The organism is Desulfobacula sp. (assembly GCF_021107415.1).
On the sequence record NZ_JAIOSW010000434.1, the window covers coordinates 1 to 19,685 of the forward strand.

The window sequence follows — 19,685 nt, forward strand, 5'->3', positions numbered from 1 at the left end:
CGATGGCTTTTTTGTAAAGTATTTTTCCCCGGGTGAAATGATCAACAATGCCTTTCAACATGATCTTTCGTTCTTCATGCCTTGCTTTTTCAGCACTGATAATAGATTCAAGTTTTTTGACTGAATATTCAACAAGGGCATCCCAGGGGGTCCCATAAGCCAGGGAAATGGCTTCAAGGGCATCTATGGTTTTACGGCTTAATACAAAGGTTTTCTGTTTCCTTGGGATTTTTTTAAATTGCCTGATTCGAATGGTTTTTGCAAGCCTGTCCAAAGCATCTATATCTTCTATAATATGATCAAAGAGGGATTTTTGCTTTATTCCCATGTGAATGGCGACAAGTCCAATGGAATCAATGGCTTTCTGGGAAAGTTTGAATGTTGCCCTGACAGATTGTTTTCCCCTTAGATCAAACATGGTTGATCCTGGAAATTGATCATCTATTTTTGACATAATGGCCGCCTTCCCATATATTGTATTATCAATTTTGTTCCATTCAAAATAGTAATGAACATATATTATGATCTGAATATTACATTAAAAAATTGTGATGATCAATGGGAAATATTAAAGATGACCTAAAAATAATCTTTAATTCTATAAGCAGACAAGACTTAAAGACAGGACAAGGCTGCCGGTAAGAAAGTATATTTCCTTTCCCGAGGGCGTAAATTCAGGATCTGTCCTGTCATCACTATAACATCTTGATTCCATTGCAAGAACAAGGCTGTCAGCAGACAGGAATGTTTTTCTTAACAGAGGTAAAACTAGACGGATAATTTTTTTTACAGGATTTCTTTGAAGATCGCCACATCGTGCTTTCCGGGCATCTGATATCTCCTTGGCCTGGTTGGCAATGATCGGCATAAAACCAAGTGCCAGGCTGATCATGACAGCCACCCGTTTTTCGGGAACAAAAGGGATTGGTTTTAAAAACCACTGAACCGCACTTTTAACAGAAGACGGTTTGGTGGTGGAAGAAAAGAGCAGGCCTGTCAACATCACTAAAAAGAATTTAAATGCAACCACAAACCCCTCGCTCAATCCTTGTTCACTGATGGACATGCCATAAAATGAAAAAACGATATCACCTTTCACAGTAAGTGCCCGGGCAATGAAAACAAAAAATAGCAATAATATGAAATATTTAATGCTGTTTAAAGTTGCTATGAAGTTAAGATCTGATTTTTTAAAGAAAAAAAGCAAAATCAAAAAGTAAAAAAAACAAGCAAAAAGATGTGCGGATAACATGGACATGCTGACAAGACAAATCATGAAAAATTTACATCTCACATCCAGCAGATGCAGTATGGATTGCCCTTGCCTGTATGTGAAGGGTGTCAGATTAGCCATAGGGTTTGATTCCCAGTCCGAATTTTGAAGAGCAGGGTTCCCTGACACCATGGGACTCCAGATGTTTGATCATATCAAGGGGGTTCCCATCTTTTTTAATCTGTCTGTCTTCCATAATAATGATTCTTGTCGCCTCACAAATGACAGTCTCAACATCGTGGGTGGCAATAATGATGGTATGGCCGGATCGGTTCAGATCAATGATTGTGGATAAAACCTGGATGGTTCCGGGATAATCCAGGTTGGAAAAGGGCTCATCAAATACAATTATTTCAGGATTCATCACCAGGATTCCGGCAATGGCAAGCTTTCGTTTTTCTCCCCCGGAAAGGGTGGAAGGATTTCGTTCTTTTAAATGAAAAAGGTTTAAATCTTCAAGAACCTGAGTGACCTTTTCATTGATTTGGGTTCGTTTAACATTTAAGTTTTCAAGGCCAAAGGCCACTTCATCAAACACGGTGTCGCCTACGATCTGCGTATCTGCATCCTGGAATACCATGCCCACGGTTTTTCTTGTTTGAACCAGATGTTTTGAAACATCATATCCATTTACAAAAATTTTTCCCGAATCCGGCAGCAAAAGGCCGTTCAAATGCCTTAAAAAGGTTGTTTTCCCCGATCCGTTCTTTCCGGCAAGAATAATAAATTCTCCTTTAGATATGGATACGGATATATTTTTAATTCCAACGTAGCCATCGGCAAAGGTATAGCAGATGGCTTGTATGTCGATAATATTTTTTGGCATAATGGTTGATTTAACGGTCAGGATTACAATTTGATGACAGGTCTTAAGGTTTTTGCAATAAATGCCGCAGCAATAATTTTAAGCGCATCCCCGATCAGGAAAGGATACATGCCGACGGCAAGCGCTTTTTCATAGCTCATGGATGTCACAACCTTGAGCCAGGGCACGCCTGCTGCATACACAATCAAAGACCCGATCAGCATGGCAATAATGTCCGAAGACATTTTTTTGCCCAATCCTTTTGAAATGACGGCAGTGACAAAGACAGCGGGCAGATATCCCAAAAGATAACCGCCGGTCGGTCCGAATAGTTTGCCGATACCAGCCCCCCCTCCTGAAAACACTGGAAGCCCTGCAAGACCGATCAACAGATAAATAGCCACGCAGGCAAGCCCCCAGGTCGGGCCTAAAATTATTCCTGCCAAAAGAACAAACATGTTCTGGAGGACAATGGGAACCGGACCGATGGGAATGATAATAAATGCACCAATGGCAATAAATGCGACAAATAAAGATGTATATACGGTCATTCTAAGTTGTTTTGAATTGTTCATGTTATATCTTTGCCCTTTATGTGTGAAAACAATCGCCATAAATTATTTTTTTTATTTTTTCGGTTTTATCTTTAACCATTAAAGCACCACTCTCATCTACATCAACAGCAAGCCCTTCATACGCATCAGAAATTGTTTCAATCCTGACCTGGCTGCCAATGGTTGACGTTTGTTCTTTCCACAGATCAATGATCTTTTGGCAATCTATTATTTGAATCCGGTTTTTAAAATCATCCAGAAAAGTTTCCAGGATTAATCTGCGTGACACGGTTTTATTTAATACGTCTTTTAATGAAATGGCTTTGGGTTCATATTTTTGAGGCTGGTTATTCACATTAATCCCTATACCGATATTGATAAATTCGACCATATCCCCCCGGGTTTCCATTTCCGAAAGAAGGCCGACCAGTTTTTTACCATTCAATAAAAGGTCATTGGGCCATTTGACACTGACATTTACATCAAATAATCGTTTTAAAGATTTTGAAAGACTCAGGGAGGCTGCAAAATTATAAATATAGGAAAGGGGAGGAGGGGTATTGGGTTTTAAAATCAGGGTGAACCACAACCCGCCTTTTGACGAGAACCATTTTCTGTTCAGCCGTCCCCTGCCCGTGGTCTGGTTTTCTGCAATCACAACGCTTAAATGGGAGACATTATTTTTCGCCAGGAATTTTGCCTTATCCATAGTAGATTCAAGTTCCTGGAAATGAAAGATTTTGTTTTGAAACTCTTTTTTGAAACAAAACGGCAGCAACAGATCATCATGGTTCAACAAAGCATATCCTTTGGGCCGGGATTCAACATCAAATCCGCTTTCTTTTAATGCCTTGATATGCTTCCACACCGCTACCCTTGAAATGTTTAAGTCATCACTCAAGCTGACACCGGAAATCATTTCCCCCTTTGCCAGATAAAGGATTTTCAGTATTTCTTCTTTATTGTTTTTTTGTTCGTTAACCATGTTAAGATGGTATGGTTAACAGAATGGGGATTTAAAATCAAGGGATAAATCGCACAAGGCAGGGTGATCGCAACATAAGGCCTAAATAGAATTGTTCGTTTTTTGGGGACCGTAATTATTGTTTTATACTTCAATAATTCTTTGGCTCAGCCCTGCTGTTTAAATAAGTTTTATATTTTTCTTGACAAAAAGCAAGTTTTTATCCTAATCCGATTAAATAGATTGTTGCGGCACTGATCTTTGAAGCAGACGGTATGGTAAGCGAAGCTGTTGATTATGAAATCAATAAAATGAAAAGACCAGTGGGATTCTGCCAAAAAGGCGATTACGCAGGTTTGTGGTATCTGCTTTGAGGTCTGTCCGGCAGGAGCGGCTATTATTGAAAATTATTTTGGAACGGGCAGGGAGAATCTTATGAAGATTGATGTTTCCTATGGAAAAAATGGTTCCATGTCTGCCGTGATCAGTGATGATGTTAAATTGAGTTTTCTTGAAGCTAATGATGTTCAAACCGGTGATGAAGACGAAAACATAAAAGCTGCCATCAATAATCCCATTAACAGCAAAGGCTTTAAGGGTTTTTTAAGTGATGCAAAAAAAGTGCTTGTCATTGTCAATGATGCCACAAGACCCACTCCCACTAAAAAAATTCTTGAATTTATTTTTGATGACTTAAAACAGACTGATTTTAATTTTATAATTGCCACGGGTGCCCACAGGGGGCCGACCCGGGAAGAATACCTTCAGATATTCGGCTCCTATTATAAGGAGATAAAGGACAAAATCATTGTTCATGATGCCAGAGCCCAAGACGACATGATTTTTTTGGGCAAGTCCTCCAATGGTACACAAATGTATGTCAATAAGGCGGGTGTTGAGGCAGACAAGATCATTATTATTTCTTCTGTGGAACCCCACTATTTTGCCGGGTATACCGGGGGAAGAAAATCATTTTTGCCGGGTATTGCCGGGTATAAAACCATAGAACAGAACCATAAGCTTGCCCTTGTTCCTGAGGCAAAGGCACTGGCCCTTGACGGCAATCCCGTTCATGAAGATATGATTGATGCTATTAAAACAGTTAAACAGGAAATTTTTTCCATCATGACGGTTCTGGACAAACACCACAAGGTCTATGCCACCTGCTGCGGCCATATCAATGATTCCTTTCATGCTGCCATTGATTATGCAAATGAAGTATTTGCCGCACCTTTGGGGGAAAGGGCCGATATTGTCGTCTCTATTGTAAAATTTCCTCAGGATATTGACCTGTACCAGGCCCAGAAAGGTATTGATAATGCAAAGCTTGCCTTGAAAAAGGATGGCATCATGATCCTTGTGGCAAAATGCCGTTGCGGTATCGGCGGCAAGGCCTTTGCCGATCTCTTAGGCTCAAGTGACACACCAGGGGAAGCCCTTGACACCATTGAAAAAGGATATGTTTTAGGGTATCACAAAGCTGCGAAAATGGCTGAGATCGGACTTTGGGCTCAAATGTGGGGGGTGACTGATGTGGACCCGGACATTATTTCAAAACTGTTTATTAAACCTTTCAGTGATCTCCAGACGGCCATTGACCAGGCTCTGGAAGAAAAGGGCAAGGATGCAAGTGTTCTCTTCTTGATGGATGGCGGGCTTACAGTTCCCCTGATTAAATAAAAAAAAACAAAATACTGCTATACGGTACTGGTTGCACCAGGCCAATATCAATATGAACAGGATGGTCATCAAATTCCTTTTCGATGAGGTGCCGTCACCTGAGAGAACCCCTATTCTTCTAGATCAATATGCCAATAACGCCTCTGCCGGTTCCATCATCGCATTCCATTTGCATAACGATGGTCTGAAAAAAGGGGATATCGGTCTGATCTGTTCTTTTGGGGCCGGATATTCCGTTGGAAGCCTTTTGGTGCAAAAGGCATAAAATCTGCCACCTATTTTTCTTCATTTACCAAATTGATTTTTTTGCACTCTCAGCATAAATTATAGTATCATCCATGTTAAAAAAAATTCGTCTTGGTTGGATTCAATTATTTTTGCATAACAGTTTCATTTTTCCAGTATATTTTTAATTGAGCACAGAATAATTTTTTAGGTTCAATATGATGTTTTATCCTGCTCTTTAGTCCACCTGGCCCAAATGCGCTACCGACATACGCATAATGTCCCTTTTTAAACTTGAACTGACCAAGTTTACCGATTTGAATCCTTTTACTTTTATCCAAATACATGACGATAATATAGGTTCCTTTACCATCATGGTCATCATTTTTCATAAACCACCATTATATCAACCGGTAAAATAAGGTAACGGATATCGTGATAATAGTTGTCATCATTATAGCATAAGCACGACTGAATTTTATGGTGTAGGAAGAATGGAAAATAAATGGGAAGCGGTAGAACTATTTAGCCTGTAAATACAAGAGGAGGGTCAGGCTGCTATCAACAGTGACGAGCAAAAATCGGAATAGGGTCATGACTTCCAAAAGTAGTGCTGGGGATCAGGGTTGGAACAGCTGCGTTTAAGTGTAAGGTTCACTTTTTGAAAATTTTTCATTAAACGTATACATCGGCATGATCTGATCACAGGATCTGAAATTTAATTTTCCTTGATTTTTTGCCATATGCTTTGTAATTAAATTTAATGGTTTTATAAAATACATGTTCAAACAGCATTTCAATAACCCATGAAAAAGGATTTGCAAGTGGAACCTTCTGAAGGAAAAAGGCGCTATAAGAGATACGAGTATAATATTCCAATGTATCTGTACCGGATGGATTACCAGGATCAATACTATTATGCAGAGATGAAAAATTACTGCCAGGGTGGCTTGTCCTTGTTGACCAATGAAAAACTTGTTGTCGGCCAGCTTGTTTACCTTGAGATGAAAAATTACGATGAATATGCAACAGGTCCTGAAAAATACAAGAGTTACAGTGGCAGTGTCAAATGGGCAAGTCCTTATTCATCGTCCGATGGTGATGCTAAAGCCGCCTATAAGTATGGGATTGAATATTCCGAGTCTGCCTACTACCAGTGTTAGATTTTGGCAGAATCGCCTTCTTTAAATCTTCGATTCTGCCCAGTGTATAATAACCGGTATTAATGATCTCTTTAACAGCAGTTTTGCCGGTTTGGAAAACAATTCCGGTTACAGAAAATAACTATTTTAATGGGGAGATTCTTTTCATGATGCGTGGCTTTATTGCTTTTACTATCCTTTTTTTATCTTGGTCCAACGCTGCTCTCGCCGGTGATACAAAGATTGAAGTCCCTCCTTCAAATCAAGAACAAAAACAGGAACTATCGGAACAGGTTCTGGACAGGAGTGACGCTTCCCTGAAAATGCTTTATTCCATTATTGAATTGAAAAAAAATCTGAACCAGAGAATCAAGGAAAAAAATCAAATCCTGACAAAAAGCAGTTCTGATACGGAAAAGAAATTATTAAAATCCGAACTGACAAAACTTGATAAGCAGCTCAACGATTCTGCCATGGACTTTGAGCGGATTGCCACGGGTATTGATATCGGTCTGTTTGTTGAAAAAAAGGTCGAAGCATTTGACTGGCAGGATGAACTGGTTGGGTTGATTAAACCCGGGATCAGGGAAATAAAAAGGCTCACGATCAAGGCAAGATACAAAGCAAAATTAAAAGATGAACTCTCCTATTACCAAGGTCTTTCACCTGTCGCCAGGCAGGCGACTCAAAATATTGCCCAACTGATTTCACAGACAAAAGACCTGGAACTGAAAAAAAATCTGGAAAAGCTTTTGCCTGAATGGAAAAGTATTGAAAAACAGATTTTGAATAAAATGGAAATTGTGGCCATGAGCCTGGCTGAGATTGAAAATGAGGAAGAATCCATAATTGAAACATCCCAGACTTCCATAAAGAATTTTTTTCGCACACGGGGTCTGTTTCTATTTATTGCGGTTATAGCCTGCCTGGGAGTTTTCTTTTTTTTACGGCTGTTCTCCAGGGTTATGGTCCGGTTTATTCCGGGGTATACCTCAAAATACAGGCCATTTCATATCAGGGTATTAAGTCTTTTTTTCAGGATTATTGCCTTTGCTATGGTTTTCTTTGTTCTCATTTTCGTTTTTTATGTGGTGGAGGACTGGGTATTGCTCAGTTTAACCATTATTTTTGTCATGGGGATTGGCTGGGCAGCTAAGAATACCCTGCCCCAGTACTGGCATCAGAGCCGGCTTATGCTGAATATCGGTTCGGTCAGAGAAGGGGAACGAATGATTTATTATGGTGTGCCCTGGCTTGTAAAAAATATCAATGTATTCAGCGAGCTTGAAAATCCGTCTCTGGGTGTCAAGCTGCGGCTACCCATTGAAGACCTTCTGGGAAAAATATCCAGGCCTTTTCATAAAAAGGAGCCCTGGTTTCCCTGCAAACGCAATGACTGGGTCATCCTTGCCGATGGCACCAGAGGTGTTGTCACCAGCCTTTCCCATGAGATGGTTGAACTAGTCCAGCGTGGTGGTGCTCATAAGACCTACCAGACATCGGATTTTTTAGCGCAATCTCCCTTGAATCTCTCCATGAATTTCAGACTGAAAATCCCTTTTGGTATCAGTTATAATCTCCAGAAAGATTCCACAGGAAGTATACTGGAAACCTTAGAATCATATATCAATACGCAAGTTGATAAAGAAGGATACAAAGAAAGCCTGCTTAATCTCAGGGTGGAGTTCCAGCAGGCAGCCAGTTCATCCCTTGATATTCTTGTTCTTGCTGATTTTAAAGGTGATATGGCGCCTTTGTATAGACGCTTGTCCAGGGCGATCCAGAGATGGTGCGTGGATGCCTGCACCCTGAACAATTGGGAGATTCCTTTCCCACAGCTTACCATTCACAAATAAAGGCCTTGCTTTAATGAGTGTTGAATCGATAGAAAGAGGGATATTACACAATTCAAAGGAGTTTAAGACATTCTGGGGAGAAAAAGGCCCGTTTAAATATGCATTGACCAGCAGCGATTTCCCGCCTGTACTGCTGGAACCCGAAGAGTGGATTTTTTCAAATGATATACAGGTGCTTCTAAAAGCCTTGATGCAGTTTGATAAACAAAAAATGAAGATTGTCAAAGCCCCGTTCAACCCTGAAAATAAAAGTATATTACGGCCTGAAAAGTTAAGCCCTTGGAAGATAAACAATTTTCCTGAAGAATGGAATGTATGTCTTAGTGATATCTTTGTCCCAAAAGGTCACTTGACCCGGACGGTGCTTGAAAGAATCCGGATGCCTGAAGAGGCGATAGATCCCAAACAGGTTGAAGCAGCTTTTTTTCAATGCCTTGAGACTCAGATTGAGCAAATTGGATATCTGCTTTTTAAACCACAAGGATCGTCAAAATATGCGGCGATCAAAAAATATCTTGCTGAATGGGAAAAAGATGACCAGGATGCAGGATTGTTGTAGCTCTTAGATTTTCCTAAAAAATAATATAATCAGAAGAATAATAAATGGAACCTTTTGGGGGTTTAATTGTATATAAAGATAATAATGGGAAATACCAAATACCGGAGGGAGCAAAACCAAGCTGATGAATGACCGGCAAGACATCGTGATTATCCAAAAGATAAAACAAGGAGAAATCAATTTGTATAAGCAGCTTATTGATAAATATCAGGGATCTTTATTTGTCATGGTCATGAATATCATCAAACACCGTGAAACTGCCGAGGATATTGCGCAGGATGTTTTTTTATCCGCTTATACGCATTTAAAAACTTTTGATCCGGCATTGGCAAAATTTTCCACATGGCTTTTTCAAATTGCCAGAAACAGATGCTTTAATGAAATAAAGAAAAAAAAAGAGGTCGGGATGTCAGATATCGACAGCCATTCGTTTACCAATAATCCGGCAGATGATCTTATAAAAAAAGAGATTTTTGCACAATTAGATAATGCCCTTGATAAATTGCCTTTTAAGCAAAAAATAGTATTCATTCTTGCTGAAATCCAGGGATTTTCTTTGGCAGAAGTTTGTGCAATCGAAGAAGTGAGTGTTGGTACCATTAAATCAAGACTGTCAAGGGCAAAGGAAAAATTAAGATCACTATTAAATGAATATATGAGGCAAACATGAACAATGAAGATATCTACAAAGAATGGAAGCAGAACAGAAGACAGGTAACTGAGTCTATTCATAGTCCATCACAGAAGATAATGGACCGTATCTATGAATATGAGCAGGATAGTGAGAATATAGTATCTTTCGATTATCTAACGGAAATTCCGTTTATTGTAGATCATTATATGAGATATGCGGCAGCTATTGGACTTTCTGCTTTGGGATTTTATCGTGTGTTTTCAGTAACCAGAAGTCTGCTTGTTCCATAAATGGAGGAAAAACAAATGAACACATCAACAAAAGAAAAGGGCACAAAACGAAATCCTTTTGTAGCGCTGGTATTGTCAATCGCTGCCACAGGGCTTGGCCATGTATATTGTGGTAAATTGACAAAAGGCTTGATTTTATTTTTTATCAGCTTTGCATTTGCTCCCATAATTGTAACAGGAATCCAAAGCATGTCATCTACTTTTTCATTAATTCTGGTCATATTCTCTGTACTAATCTTAGTGGGCGTTTTTATATATGCAGTGATAGATGCATTTTTTATTGCCAAAAGGATGGATTCTCCTTTTGTGTTAAAGGAGTTCAATCGCTGGTATATCTATCTTCTTTTTATTGTTGTGTCTATTAGTTATCCGACCAATCTCTCAAGCAATATTCGAAGCCATATCATTCAAGCATTCACAATCCCGAGTGCAAGCATGGTTCCCTCCATTCTTAAAGGTGATTATGTGTTGTTGAATAAATTTATTTACAATACACAATCACCCCAGCGGGGTGATGTGGTTGTTTTTGTAAATCCTAATGATAGACATAAAAATTGGATCAAGCGCATAGTGGCACTCCCCAATGATACTATTGAGATCAGGAATAAGGTATTATTTATCAATGATGAACCTTTGGCATATCGATCAATATCAAAAACAAAATTGTCCATAATCCAAGACCAGATTACCGGATCAGTGGTAGAAGAAATTAATGGAACAACTAATTATCAAATCATGCTAAGCAATAACAGTGGTGCCAATTTTAGAAAGATGAAAGTTCCAAATGGTCACTGTTTTGTCCTGGGTGATAATCGCGGAAACTGCGAAGACAGCCGTCATTTAGGCCCGATTCCGCTACGAGATGTTATGGGCCGTGTTGATTTTATCTATTTGCCGGCAGAAACATGGTCGCGGTTTGGCGTGTTTTAGAAGTTAAATTTTGCCTTCCACGATCAGATTTGCCAGCATTCCTTTATAGTTGATGCCGGACTTTTGGAACCCTTTTGTCCCGTATTTTATATTGCCTTCCAGGACATAGAATTGGTTATTCTGTTCGATGATATCAATCCCCACATCATCCCATTTGCATTTTAAAGCTGTCATGAGTGCAAGATCAAGGGCTTTTTGCGGCAGGGGTGCAAAGCGGATGGTTCCACCCTGGGAAAGATTGGTTTTAAAATTGTCTTTGGATGCAATCCGCCAATAGGCAAGCCGGATTTTTTTACCGATAATGATAATTCGCATATCCCGATCTATGGGAAGATATTTCTGGATATAGGCCGGCCCTTTATTTTTTAGATAATTTGAAAGGTCTTGCTTGTTCTGGACCAGATAAACATCATGGCCTTTAGACGACCCCCTGGCTTTTTTGGCAATAAACGGGAAGTCAAAAGAGTTAAGGATGGTCTGTTTTTGTTTTTTCCCATAAAAAATTTTTGTCTTTGGATGAGGAATGCCAAGCATAGTAAAGATGGCTGTCTGTTTTATCTTGTCCTGGGCAAATTTATAGGTATGAAAATTTGGAAATGTTTCTTTTCCCATGGCATTGAACAGGTCTGCATAAAAGGCGGTGGGGTAATAGATTTTTTTTGCATTTAGAATCAGCTTCTGATCTTGAGCAGAATAATCCTGAAAATTGGGTTTGAACCCAAGGGTTTGAATTGACGGGTATTGTTTTAAGCGTGCTCCTATGGCAACAGGCCTGCTATTCAAATTATAAGTCCTTATTTTATCCAGGATTTAATCTGACTTGTTTTTGCCGGAAAGCTATATATGGCATTCACTCCGGCGTTGTCCAGTTCTTTTTGAAGCAGGTTTTTATCCAGGCTTTTTTGCAATCCGGATATGATGATGGGCACATCATCTTTTGAATAGAGTTCCCTTGCTTCCCTGGCAAGATCCATCCCGGTTATGTCATTTAAAAAAAGGTCACAGATAATGGCAGATGGTTTTTGCGAGACAATGGCCTCAAAGGCATCTTGGGATCGCTGAAACGTCAGGCTTGAAAATCCGCACGAGTAAATCAGTTTGCTGTAGGTATTTAAAATTGCTTCGGAAGAACTGATGATGATAATGGTTTTTCTTTTTTGGGCCATCCGTTTCTTTTTTAAATCCATATATTTTTTAGCAGTTGAGTTGAGGTTTTTTTTCTCCAGAATTTCAATAAATGTATCAAGAACCGGAATGGGTGCTGTTCTATCAAGGTAGTTAGAGGCCATATAGGAAAATGTATCTGAGATCATTAGGTATCCAATAATATGTTTTGCTCTGGCATCTAAGATGGTCTCAGCCAGTAATTCTCCTTTTTTCGTGCCGGATTCTATCCTGGTTTTAATCTCGGCACACACAAAATCGGACAGGTTTTTATCTATGGTTTTTACGGCTGCCAGACGAACAAACCCGGTAGATTCCGAAAGTCCCTGAACAACCGATGCTGCAGATTCAAGCTCTGGGAAAGCCTCAAGTGCGTTGTATGCTGCAAACTTGATTGTGTTATCAATTTTTTTTTGATTAATAATAGCAAAAATGTGATTGACAGCTTCCTTTGGGATGGTTCTGGAAATCAGGTGTAAAATATTAATGACCAGATCATGATTTTGATCATGATCTGGTCTCTGGTCATGATCCTGGGTTTCCAGATACTTTAAAAGCCAGGCAGATGCGTTTGATCCTTTTTCAGAAAAAGCAATAAATGCTTCAAACTTTTTTATAACATCATTGGATGCAAGCTGTTCAAGCTCGGGTTGATATCCATCTGTAACAGCAACTTGTTCGATAGGAGGAGAGTTTTCAAGTAAATTTTTTGCTTTGAGAATCTGGATGGTATCTAAAATATTCTGGTCACATTTTTTGGTTTTTGATACCTGTTCCAGTTTTTCACAGGCACGGGATGTGCCGATCCGCATAAGGGCCTTGACAGCTCCTGTCTTTAGGCCAATGTCATCATAAAAGATAAATTCTGCGATATCACTGGTCAGGCTTTCGATTTTATTTTTTCCTGCGGTTCTGATGATTTTATTTAAAAGTTCTTTGTTGGTTTCATTGGACAGAATGTGCCTCAACAAGGGTGCAGCATGGATGATGGTTTGCAAGTCTGCATTTTCACATAAAATAAGAGCAAAGTTAAAATTAAGATGCGCTCGATCAATAATCAGCTGGACCAACCGGTCATAAATATCAGGGTCCTTATGCTCTTTATTCGTTAAAAAAGATAGAAGTTCAAAGGCTGACTTATCAGGCGCAAGAGCGAGAATTTGAAGCACTTCATGCTTTTCTGGTGTCGGCCTTGAGGAGATTTGTGCCAAAAGGGTTTTGGCCTGATCCATTTTTTCTGTTTTTATACTTTTTTTCAGGCTGAGTAGATAATCATCCATATCTATTTTTCCAATTGAGTCTTTCTGTATTCGTTTGGCCGGTATCCGTTTGGGTTATTTTCCTGCCAGTTCCATGTATCCTTGCACATGTCCAAAAGTGTTTTATTTGCTTCCCAGCCAAGCTCCTCTTTTGCTTTGGCAGGCTCTGCCCAGCAGGCTGCGATATCACCGGGTCTTCTGTCGACAATTTTATAAGAGATTTTTTTACCACTTGCCGTTTCAAATCCTTTAATCATTTCAAGGACTGAATAGCCAGAACCCGTTCCAAGATTATAAATTATCACACCAGGGTTAGTAAAAAGTTTTGGCAGAGTTTTAATATGGCCCAATGCCAGGTCAACCACATGAATATAGTCCCTGACACCTGTACCATCCGGGGTATCATAGTCACCCCCAAATACACTGAGCCGGGGTAAAAATCCTATGGCCACCTGGGAAATATAGGGCACAAGATTGTTTGGAATGCCAAAAGGATCTTCTCCGATTTCACCGCTTTTGTGGGCTCCGACAGGGTTGAAATATCTTAACAGGGCAATGTTCCAGTTCTTGTCGGAACGGTAAAGGTCCTGTAGTATCTCTTCTATCATCAATTTTGTCCGGCCATAGGGATTGGTTGCCGACAATGGGAAGTCTTCTTTTATGGGAAGGGATGAAGGATCTCCGTAAACGGTTGCAGAAGAAGAAAAGACTATGTTTTTTACATTAAAGTCATTCATGACCTCAAGAAGATTCAATGTGCCTGTAATATTGTTATGAAAGTATTTTAACGGGATCATTACAGACTCTCCCACTGCCTTTAATCCTGCAAAATGAATGACCGCATCTATTTTATGATCGGAGAAAACAGCAGTAATCTGTTTTTTATTCAAAAGATCTGCTTTATAGAATTCAAGTGATTTTTCGGTAATGCTTTTTACCCGGGTTAAAGATTCTTCAGAACTATTGGAAAGATTATCCAGAACAATTACATCATAATTTTCATTCAAAAGTTCAACACAGGTATGGCTTCCGATATACCCGGCACCACCGGTAACAAGTATTTTCATAGATAATCCTTATACTCTTTAATATTTAAGGGTTTTTTTATTGCTGTTTTTAAAAATAAATCACTGCATATACTACAATTTTTGCAATCCTTTGTACAGCTTGTTAACAGGTTAAAAAAATCGAGCCCAAGGCTTTTGTTTTCAATGTGGTAGAGTTCAGATAACCAATGGGTGGCATCCATGAGGTTAAAAAGATTCCCGTTATAGGATTTTTTAATATAGGCGCTGATGCAATTGGAAAGAAACTTTATGCCCAGGGTCCTGCCGCAAAGCTTTATCGTGTCTGCCATACCCGTATACTTATTTGTGTCTTCAGGGCGGATAAACGGAGATTTGAAAGCTTTTTCAGGTGTTTTGGAAAAATAGGCATGGCAACCAATGGATTGGTTTATCTGAAAGGTCCTATCTATTGTAATCCTTAAGTTTGAAAATGAGATTTGGGCATCATGGGTCAATTTAAACGGACAGTGATAAATGCAGCCTTCATTGGCAAGCAGTTCAACTTTTATATGGTTATATTGCTGTTTAATTTTTTCGCCGGTTTTTTTAAGCTGGTTTATATTTCTATTTAAGGATCGGTCAAGGACAATTTTTCCCGGTAATTTAAAGCCGGTTTGTTTTATTATATCAAAAAATGAAAATGCTTTTTGCGAAGAATCAATCATGCTATTAATGCCTGGAACAGCCTCAAGGCAGGAAATAACATCTCTTTTTGTGGCTGACAATGCGTTCAAAAAGTAAGTATCCGAAAAAATAATCCCGGTGATATTTGAATGAGAGACCAGAAATTCAAGTTTGTCCAGGGTTTGATTTAAAAATTTTGTGTCATGATAGAGATCGGGATTGATAAACCGGGAATTGAGCAAGCAGTATTTTTTAACAGCCTTAAATTGCTGCAACCCCTTTGAAAGTTCGTGGAGGTCTGCTTTTTTGAATCTCATCCTGGAATCAAGTATCGGGTCTGAATGGAGTGAAAAATAAATCGATTCTAAATTCAGGGTTTTGTTTTTCAAAAAATTTGTGTATTTTATATCTGGTATGTATGGGACAGACAGTTTCATGCTGGATAGTTTACAATAACCGGATAACTTAAAGCAATATACAATGGAACAATTTTTATCCTCATCTCTTGGGATAAAGAATAAACCAGTAGAATTAAAGGAAAATAAATATCATGACATTGACATGCATAAAGTGCATGATTAGAATTAAAATATTCAGGCAGAGTAATCCTGAAAAAATAAACAAACGAATAAGGAGAGTTTTACAATGATTGAGTTGACAGATCCTGCAAAAACGCAGATCGCAGACTATTTCCAGGGCAAGGAACCCACCCCCATTAGAATTTTTCTCAATTCAGGCGGCTGAGGCGGTCCTTCACTTGCTATGGCTCTGGATGAGCCAAAAGATACAGACGATACATTTGATGTTAAAGGCCTGAAATTTGTTGTAGATAAAGATTTTATGGAAAAGGCCGAAAATATTAAAATCGATTTTACCGGGATGGGATTCCATCTTGACTCCAATATTGAAATGGGACAATCCGGATGCTCAAGTTGTGGTTCCGGCGGTTCCTGTGGAGATTAGTATTTTTAGATTTTTTTAAAAGAGAAGGTGTTCAAAATGTGTGGACACCTTCTCTTTTAAATAGTTAGAACTCAATTCGTCAGGATTCCATCATGAAAAGATTGGCTATTTATTTTATTTTATTTTTGATTGGTGTTTCTTTTTTAATTTCCATTCCTGCCTGCGGAAAAAAAGAAAAAAATCAAAATGAACTGGCTGTCGGAAATTGGACACAATTTAGAAACAGGGCCTATATCCTTTTAATTACCAATCCGAAAGGAGAATGGAATTCTTCGGTTAGAATCGCTGACGTGACCTCAAAAATTGTTAAATCCAAAGGGCATGCAAAAGGGACATGGTATATTGAAAATAACCAGATGATTTTTACTGTTTCCGAGTCGGAAATTGAAGAGATCTGGGAGAAAAATGCCACCACCTTTTTTGATATTGTTGAGTTAACCGACACTATAATGCAGCTGAAAGATGAATTCGGACGTAGTGTTGTCTGGAAACATACAAATGTTAAAAAGGCTGCGACCTCGGATGATGATCTGTCACCCATCGTATCCGTGGGGCCTGTTGCAGTCAATTTAAATAAAAACAGATCAAATGATAAAGACCGGTATCTATGTTTAAACATGAATCTGGTGCTCAAAGAACTCATGCCCGATCAGGAAATTCCTCCCATTCATCCCAAAGCCCGTGAGGCAGGCATTATTTTTTTAAGCTCTCTTGTATTTAATGATGTAAAGGATTTTGACAGAATTAAAAAGCAGATCAGAAAGCTTGTTGATGTTTTAAATCCTTATATGGAAGGGTTTATTAAAGAGATTGCAGTTGAACATGTCATTATCGCAACTGAGATTGATAAGGTGGAAGAATTCATCATAGAGCATACTCTGATAGAGGAGCCTGCTCCTGAACAGGAAGAAGAAGGGGAAAAATCAAAATAGAAACCAAAATTGAAACAGGATTAATCTATTGATTTTGTGACGATCAAAATACCTTTTTCAATAGAAACGGATGCCACAGCCTCTTTAAAAGAATTACTGACACCAAGAGAAGATCCCATTTCTATGGTTGCATTCACCAGGGGATACTCAAGTCCCTTAAGCGTAATCCCGGTTACTTTTTCCGTAACGGGGATAATAGATAAAAAATTTCCGGGTTGGCCTTTAATTTCTATAAAATCTGTTACAATATGAATTTCATTGTTTTTATTTATGATTCTGGCAGGGATATGAAGCCTTGCAAGTTTTTTTAAAAGAAAAATATTGGCCAGGGTGTGATCCAGCCGGGTACCTGTGACGCCTAACAATGTGATATCTGTTGCATTATTTTCAAGAGCCCAGGATACACAAAGCTCAGAATCAGTATGGTTTTTTCGTGAAGAAAAGGTGAGTATTCTTACTTGTTTTTCTTTAAAAAAAAGTTTATCGGCAGGAGAAATTGAGTCAAAATCACCGATCATTATATGGGGTAAAATATTTAATGCCCTTAAATGCCTGGCACCGCCATCGGCACTGATAATCAGTTGGGCATCCTTGAGTACGCGATGAATGTCCTTGGTATATTCAAGGTCACCATTGGCTATTATCACACATTTCATAGGCAATTTATTATCATGAAAACCAGGTAATGAACACCTAATCTTTTTATCACATCTTGACTATTTGCCTGCTAACTTATATTTTTCGGGGGAAATGAAAAGTTTTAATATCATAAATAGATATATCTTCAAAGAACTTCTGTCCCCCTTTGCCATCAGCCTGTTTTTTTTGACATTTGTTTTTCTGATGACACGAATACCGGAAATCACCAATATGGTGGTGAACTATAATGCTGATATTTCATCTATTGGTCTGATGGTTGTTTATACGCTTCCAAGATTTTTGGAAATCACCATTCCCATGTCTGTGATGATATCCATCCTTTTAACCTTTATGCGTATGTCCCAGGAAAACGTGATTGTCGCATTAAAAAGTGCTCGTGCATCTCTTTATAAAGTATTACCACCAGTGTTGATTTTTTGTTTTGCAGGTGTCCTTTTAACCATGTGGGTTACGGTCTTTGGGGTATCCTGGGGGAAATTGTCCATTAAAAAGAAAAGTATTGAGCTTGCAAGATCAAGTATTGATGCTGCTTTGCAGGAAAGACAATTTAATTCGGAACTGGAAGATGTCATGATTTATGTCTCTTACGTGGACATGAAAACAAAAGCATTAAAAGATGTCTTTATTGAAGACAGAAGAACAAAAGGCGTGGTCAGTATTTCTATTGCTCCTTTAGGGAAATTAATCCGGCTTGAAGATGAGCAGGTGTATACCATAAGACTTTATAATGGGGTGATTAATCAGGTGGATATTAGTGAAGGTTCTGTGAGTAACATTCAATTTGAAAATTATGATATTAATATTGATTTAAACAGCATGAATAAAAACAATGGAAAAATATCCAAGGCTCTGGATGAGAGAACTTTTGTGGACCTGATACAATTTTACCGCTCGGGCATTAAAGATAAATCTCTTTTGAACGTAGTATTAATGGAGCTTCATGAGAAGTTTTCAATTCCTTTTGCCTGCCTCTCATTAGGTCTTCTTGCTTTTCCATTAGGGGTTCAGTCAGCTTCTTTGAGGCGGTCTTCAGGATTTGGTTTTGGAATTTGTTTTTTCCTTCTCTATTATTTCCTTCTGGCTATCGGGTGGTCTGCAGGGGAAAAAGGAGACTACCCTCCAATTCTCGGTATGTGGCTGCCAAATGTTATCATGGGGGGAGTGGGTATTTTTTTTCTTATCAGGAACGCAAAGGAAAAGCCGGTTCAGCTTCCTGAATTTGTAAAAAAAGCAGCCGTGGCTATAAAAAATCGATTTATAAGAAAAATATAAGATATGTCGTGTCTGCATAAATACTGGTTAAAGGAATTTTTTAAATTTTTTTCCATCATTCAATTACTGATCCTGGTTTTGTTTGTGTTTATCGATTATCTTTCCAGGATGGAGAGATTTTTAAATTCTGATATCTCTATGCTGGGTGCTCTTGGGTATGTTCTTTTAAAAGTCCCTTTCATGTTTGTACAATTGACTCCGGCAAGTATTTTACTGGCAGCTATTATGGTTTTTGGACTGATGAACAGGAGCAATGAACTTTTAGCCATCAGGTCCAGCGGTATCAGTATATATTTTCTTATAAAACCGGCAATCCTGGTGGGTGCAATTCTTGCCATACTCATGTTTTTTCTTGGGGAAACCATTATCCCGATTACCATGGCAAAGTCTAATTTTATAAAATACAATGTTATAAAAAAAACACACAATATTTATTCTGTAAGAAAAGATATATGGATAAAGTCTGAGAACAGACTGGTTCATATCAATTTTTTTGATCCGGCTAAACAGTCTGTTGCCGGCGTCACCGTGACATCTTTAGGTAAGAAATTCAGTCTTGAGTCCAGAATTGATGCACAAAAAGGATATTATAAGCAGGGTAGATGGGTGTTTGAAAATATCATTGAACAGGTTCATGCCGGGAATTCAATGGATTATGATGTAAAATTATATGATAAAAAGAGTATTCCTTTGACATTTAAACCAAAAGATCTTGAAGAGGTTTCAAAAAAATCCGAAGAGATGAGTTTTTTTGAATTGAAAAAATATGTCAGTAAGGTTGAAGATGAAGGATATGATGCAACAACCTATAAAGTTGATTTGAACGCAAAAA

Annotated in this window: 23 protein-coding genes; 12 read left to right on the forward strand and 11 right to left on the reverse strand. The window is 38.6% G+C overall.

Features of this window, described 5'->3' with window-relative positions:
- From K8S13_RS21640 to K8S13_RS21660, 5 genes are all read right to left on the reverse strand, one after another.
- A partial coding sequence (locus K8S13_RS21640; protein ID WP_291465800.1) for a hypothetical protein occupies positions 1 to 454 on the reverse strand: 454 nt, incomplete at its 3' end.
- Positions 455 to 598: 144 nt separating this feature from the next.
- Positions 599 to 1,405, reverse strand: coding sequence for an energy-coupling factor transporter transmembrane protein EcfT (locus K8S13_RS21645; protein WP_367172809.1), 807 nt, complete (start codon positions 1,403 to 1,405; stop codon positions 599 to 601).
- Positions 1,347 to 2,099: an energy-coupling factor ABC transporter ATP-binding protein gene (locus tag K8S13_RS21650; protein WP_291465802.1), complete on the reverse strand. Its 753-nt coding sequence runs from the start codon at positions 2,097 to 2,099 to the stop codon at positions 1,347 to 1,349. The genes K8S13_RS21645 and K8S13_RS21650 overlap by 59 nt, the downstream gene beginning before the upstream one ends.
- 23 nt (positions 2,100 to 2,122) lie before the next feature.
- Positions 2,123 to 2,653, reverse strand: a complete 531-nt coding sequence (locus K8S13_RS21655; protein WP_291465803.1) for a biotin transporter BioY — start codon at positions 2,651 to 2,653, stop codon at positions 2,123 to 2,125.
- 16 nt (positions 2,654 to 2,669) lie between these two features.
- Positions 2,670 to 3,617, reverse strand: a complete 948-nt coding sequence (locus K8S13_RS21660; protein ID WP_291465804.1) for a biotin--[acetyl-CoA-carboxylase] ligase — start codon at positions 3,615 to 3,617, stop codon at positions 2,670 to 2,672.
- A 414-nt stretch (positions 3,618 to 4,031) separates the two neighbouring features.
- Between K8S13_RS21660 and larA the strand changes: the two genes are divergently transcribed.
- Together larA and K8S13_RS21670 are read left to right on the forward strand one after the other, a co-directional pair.
- Complete coding sequence (larA, locus tag K8S13_RS21665; RefSeq protein WP_291465805.1) at positions 4,032 to 5,276, forward strand: nickel-dependent lactate racemase; 1,245 nt, start codon at positions 4,032 to 4,034, stop codon at positions 5,274 to 5,276.
- Positions 5,277 to 5,307: 31 nt separating this feature from the next.
- On the forward strand, positions 5,308 to 5,541 hold the full coding sequence (locus K8S13_RS21670; protein ID WP_291465806.1) for a 3-oxoacyl-[acyl-carrier-protein] synthase III C-terminal domain-containing protein: 234 nt from the start codon (positions 5,308 to 5,310) through the stop codon (positions 5,539 to 5,541).
- Between the two features lie 106 nt (positions 5,542 to 5,647).
- Here K8S13_RS21670 and K8S13_RS21675 read toward each other — a convergent pair whose 3' ends face one another.
- On the reverse strand, positions 5,648 to 5,893 hold the full coding sequence (locus K8S13_RS21675) for a DUF123 domain-containing protein (protein ID WP_291465807.1): 246 nt from the start codon (positions 5,891 to 5,893) through the stop codon (positions 5,648 to 5,650).
- A gap of 432 nt (positions 5,894 to 6,325) precedes the next feature.
- Between K8S13_RS21675 and K8S13_RS21680 the strand changes: the two genes are divergently transcribed.
- The 6 genes from K8S13_RS21680 (at position 6,326) to lepB (ending at position 10,912) form a co-directional block, all read left to right on the forward strand.
- Positions 6,326 to 6,664: a PilZ domain-containing protein gene (locus K8S13_RS21680; RefSeq protein ID WP_291465808.1), complete on the forward strand. Its 339-nt coding sequence runs from the start codon at positions 6,326 to 6,328 to the stop codon at positions 6,662 to 6,664.
- Between the two features lie 146 nt (positions 6,665 to 6,810).
- Positions 6,811 to 8,499 carry a hypothetical protein gene (locus tag K8S13_RS21685; RefSeq protein ID WP_291465809.1) on the forward strand — a complete coding sequence of 563 codons (1,689 nt, stop codon included), beginning with the start codon at positions 6,811 to 6,813 and terminating at the stop codon, positions 8,497 to 8,499.
- Positions 8,500 to 8,512: 13 nt separating this feature from the next.
- Entirely contained in the window at positions 8,513 to 9,058 is a 546-nt protein-coding gene (locus K8S13_RS21690; RefSeq protein ID WP_291465810.1) for a hypothetical protein, read from the forward strand.
- A 124-nt stretch (positions 9,059 to 9,182) separates the two neighbouring features.
- Positions 9,183 to 9,728: a sigma-70 family RNA polymerase sigma factor gene (locus K8S13_RS21695; RefSeq protein ID WP_291465811.1), complete on the forward strand. Its 546-nt coding sequence runs from the start codon at positions 9,183 to 9,185 to the stop codon at positions 9,726 to 9,728.
- Positions 9,725 to 9,982, forward strand: a complete 258-nt coding sequence (locus K8S13_RS21700; RefSeq protein WP_291465812.1) for a hypothetical protein — start codon at positions 9,725 to 9,727, stop codon at positions 9,980 to 9,982. Before K8S13_RS21695 ends, K8S13_RS21700 begins: the two co-directional genes overlap by 4 nt.
- A 15-nt stretch (positions 9,983 to 9,997) precedes the next feature.
- Complete coding sequence (gene lepB, locus K8S13_RS21705) at positions 9,998 to 10,912, forward strand: signal peptidase I (protein WP_291465813.1); 915 nt, start codon at positions 9,998 to 10,000, stop codon at positions 10,910 to 10,912.
- Between the two features lie 3 nt (positions 10,913 to 10,915).
- Here lepB and K8S13_RS21710 read toward each other — a convergent pair whose 3' ends face one another.
- From K8S13_RS21710 to K8S13_RS21725, 4 genes are read right to left on the reverse strand one after another with little or no spacing between them, the layout of a single operon-like run.
- Positions 10,916 to 11,695, reverse strand: a complete 780-nt coding sequence (locus K8S13_RS21710; RefSeq protein ID WP_291465814.1) for a RimK family alpha-L-glutamate ligase — start codon at positions 11,693 to 11,695, stop codon at positions 10,916 to 10,918.
- 11 nt (positions 11,696 to 11,706) lie between these two features.
- On the reverse strand, positions 11,707 to 13,356 hold the full coding sequence (locus K8S13_RS21715) for a hypothetical protein (RefSeq protein WP_291465815.1): 1,650 nt from the start codon (positions 13,354 to 13,356) through the stop codon (positions 11,707 to 11,709).
- Positions 13,357 to 13,358: 2 nt separating this feature from the next.
- Positions 13,359 to 14,402, reverse strand: a complete 1,044-nt coding sequence (galE, locus tag K8S13_RS21720) for a UDP-glucose 4-epimerase GalE (protein ID WP_291465816.1) — start codon at positions 14,400 to 14,402, stop codon at positions 13,359 to 13,361.
- Positions 14,399 to 15,343: a hypothetical protein gene (locus K8S13_RS21725; RefSeq protein ID WP_291465817.1), complete on the reverse strand. Its 945-nt coding sequence runs from the start codon at positions 15,341 to 15,343 to the stop codon at positions 14,399 to 14,401. The genes galE and K8S13_RS21725 overlap by 4 nt, the downstream gene beginning before the upstream one ends.
- Before the next feature lie 328 nt (positions 15,344 to 15,671).
- Between K8S13_RS21725 and K8S13_RS25820 the strand changes: the two genes are divergently transcribed.
- Together K8S13_RS25820 and K8S13_RS21735 are read left to right on the forward strand one after the other, a co-directional pair.
- Entirely contained in the window at positions 15,672 to 15,989 is a 318-nt protein-coding gene (locus K8S13_RS25820) for an IscA/HesB family protein (RefSeq protein WP_367172812.1), read from the forward strand.
- Between the two features lie 92 nt (positions 15,990 to 16,081).
- Positions 16,082 to 16,921 (forward strand): flagellar basal body-associated protein FliL, encoded by an 840-nt coding sequence (locus K8S13_RS21735; protein ID WP_291465819.1) that lies wholly within the window; start codon positions 16,082 to 16,084, stop codon positions 16,919 to 16,921.
- Between the two features lie 20 nt (positions 16,922 to 16,941).
- Here K8S13_RS21735 and K8S13_RS21740 read toward each other — a convergent pair whose 3' ends face one another.
- Positions 16,942 to 17,577, reverse strand: a complete 636-nt coding sequence (locus K8S13_RS21740; RefSeq protein WP_291465820.1) for a thiamine diphosphokinase — start codon at positions 17,575 to 17,577, stop codon at positions 16,942 to 16,944.
- Positions 17,578 to 17,671: 94 nt separating this feature from the next.
- On the opposite strand from K8S13_RS21740, the gene lptF reads away from it, so the two are divergent.
- The gene (gene lptF, locus K8S13_RS21745; protein WP_291465821.1) at positions 17,672 to 18,853 is read left to right on the forward strand and encodes an LPS export ABC transporter permease LptF; all 1,182 of its coding nucleotides are present in this window, start codon (positions 17,672 to 17,674) and stop codon (positions 18,851 to 18,853) included.
- Between the two features lie 3 nt (positions 18,854 to 18,856).
- A partial coding sequence (locus K8S13_RS21750) for an LptF/LptG family permease (protein WP_291465822.1) occupies positions 18,857 to 19,685 on the forward strand: 829 nt, incomplete at its 3' end.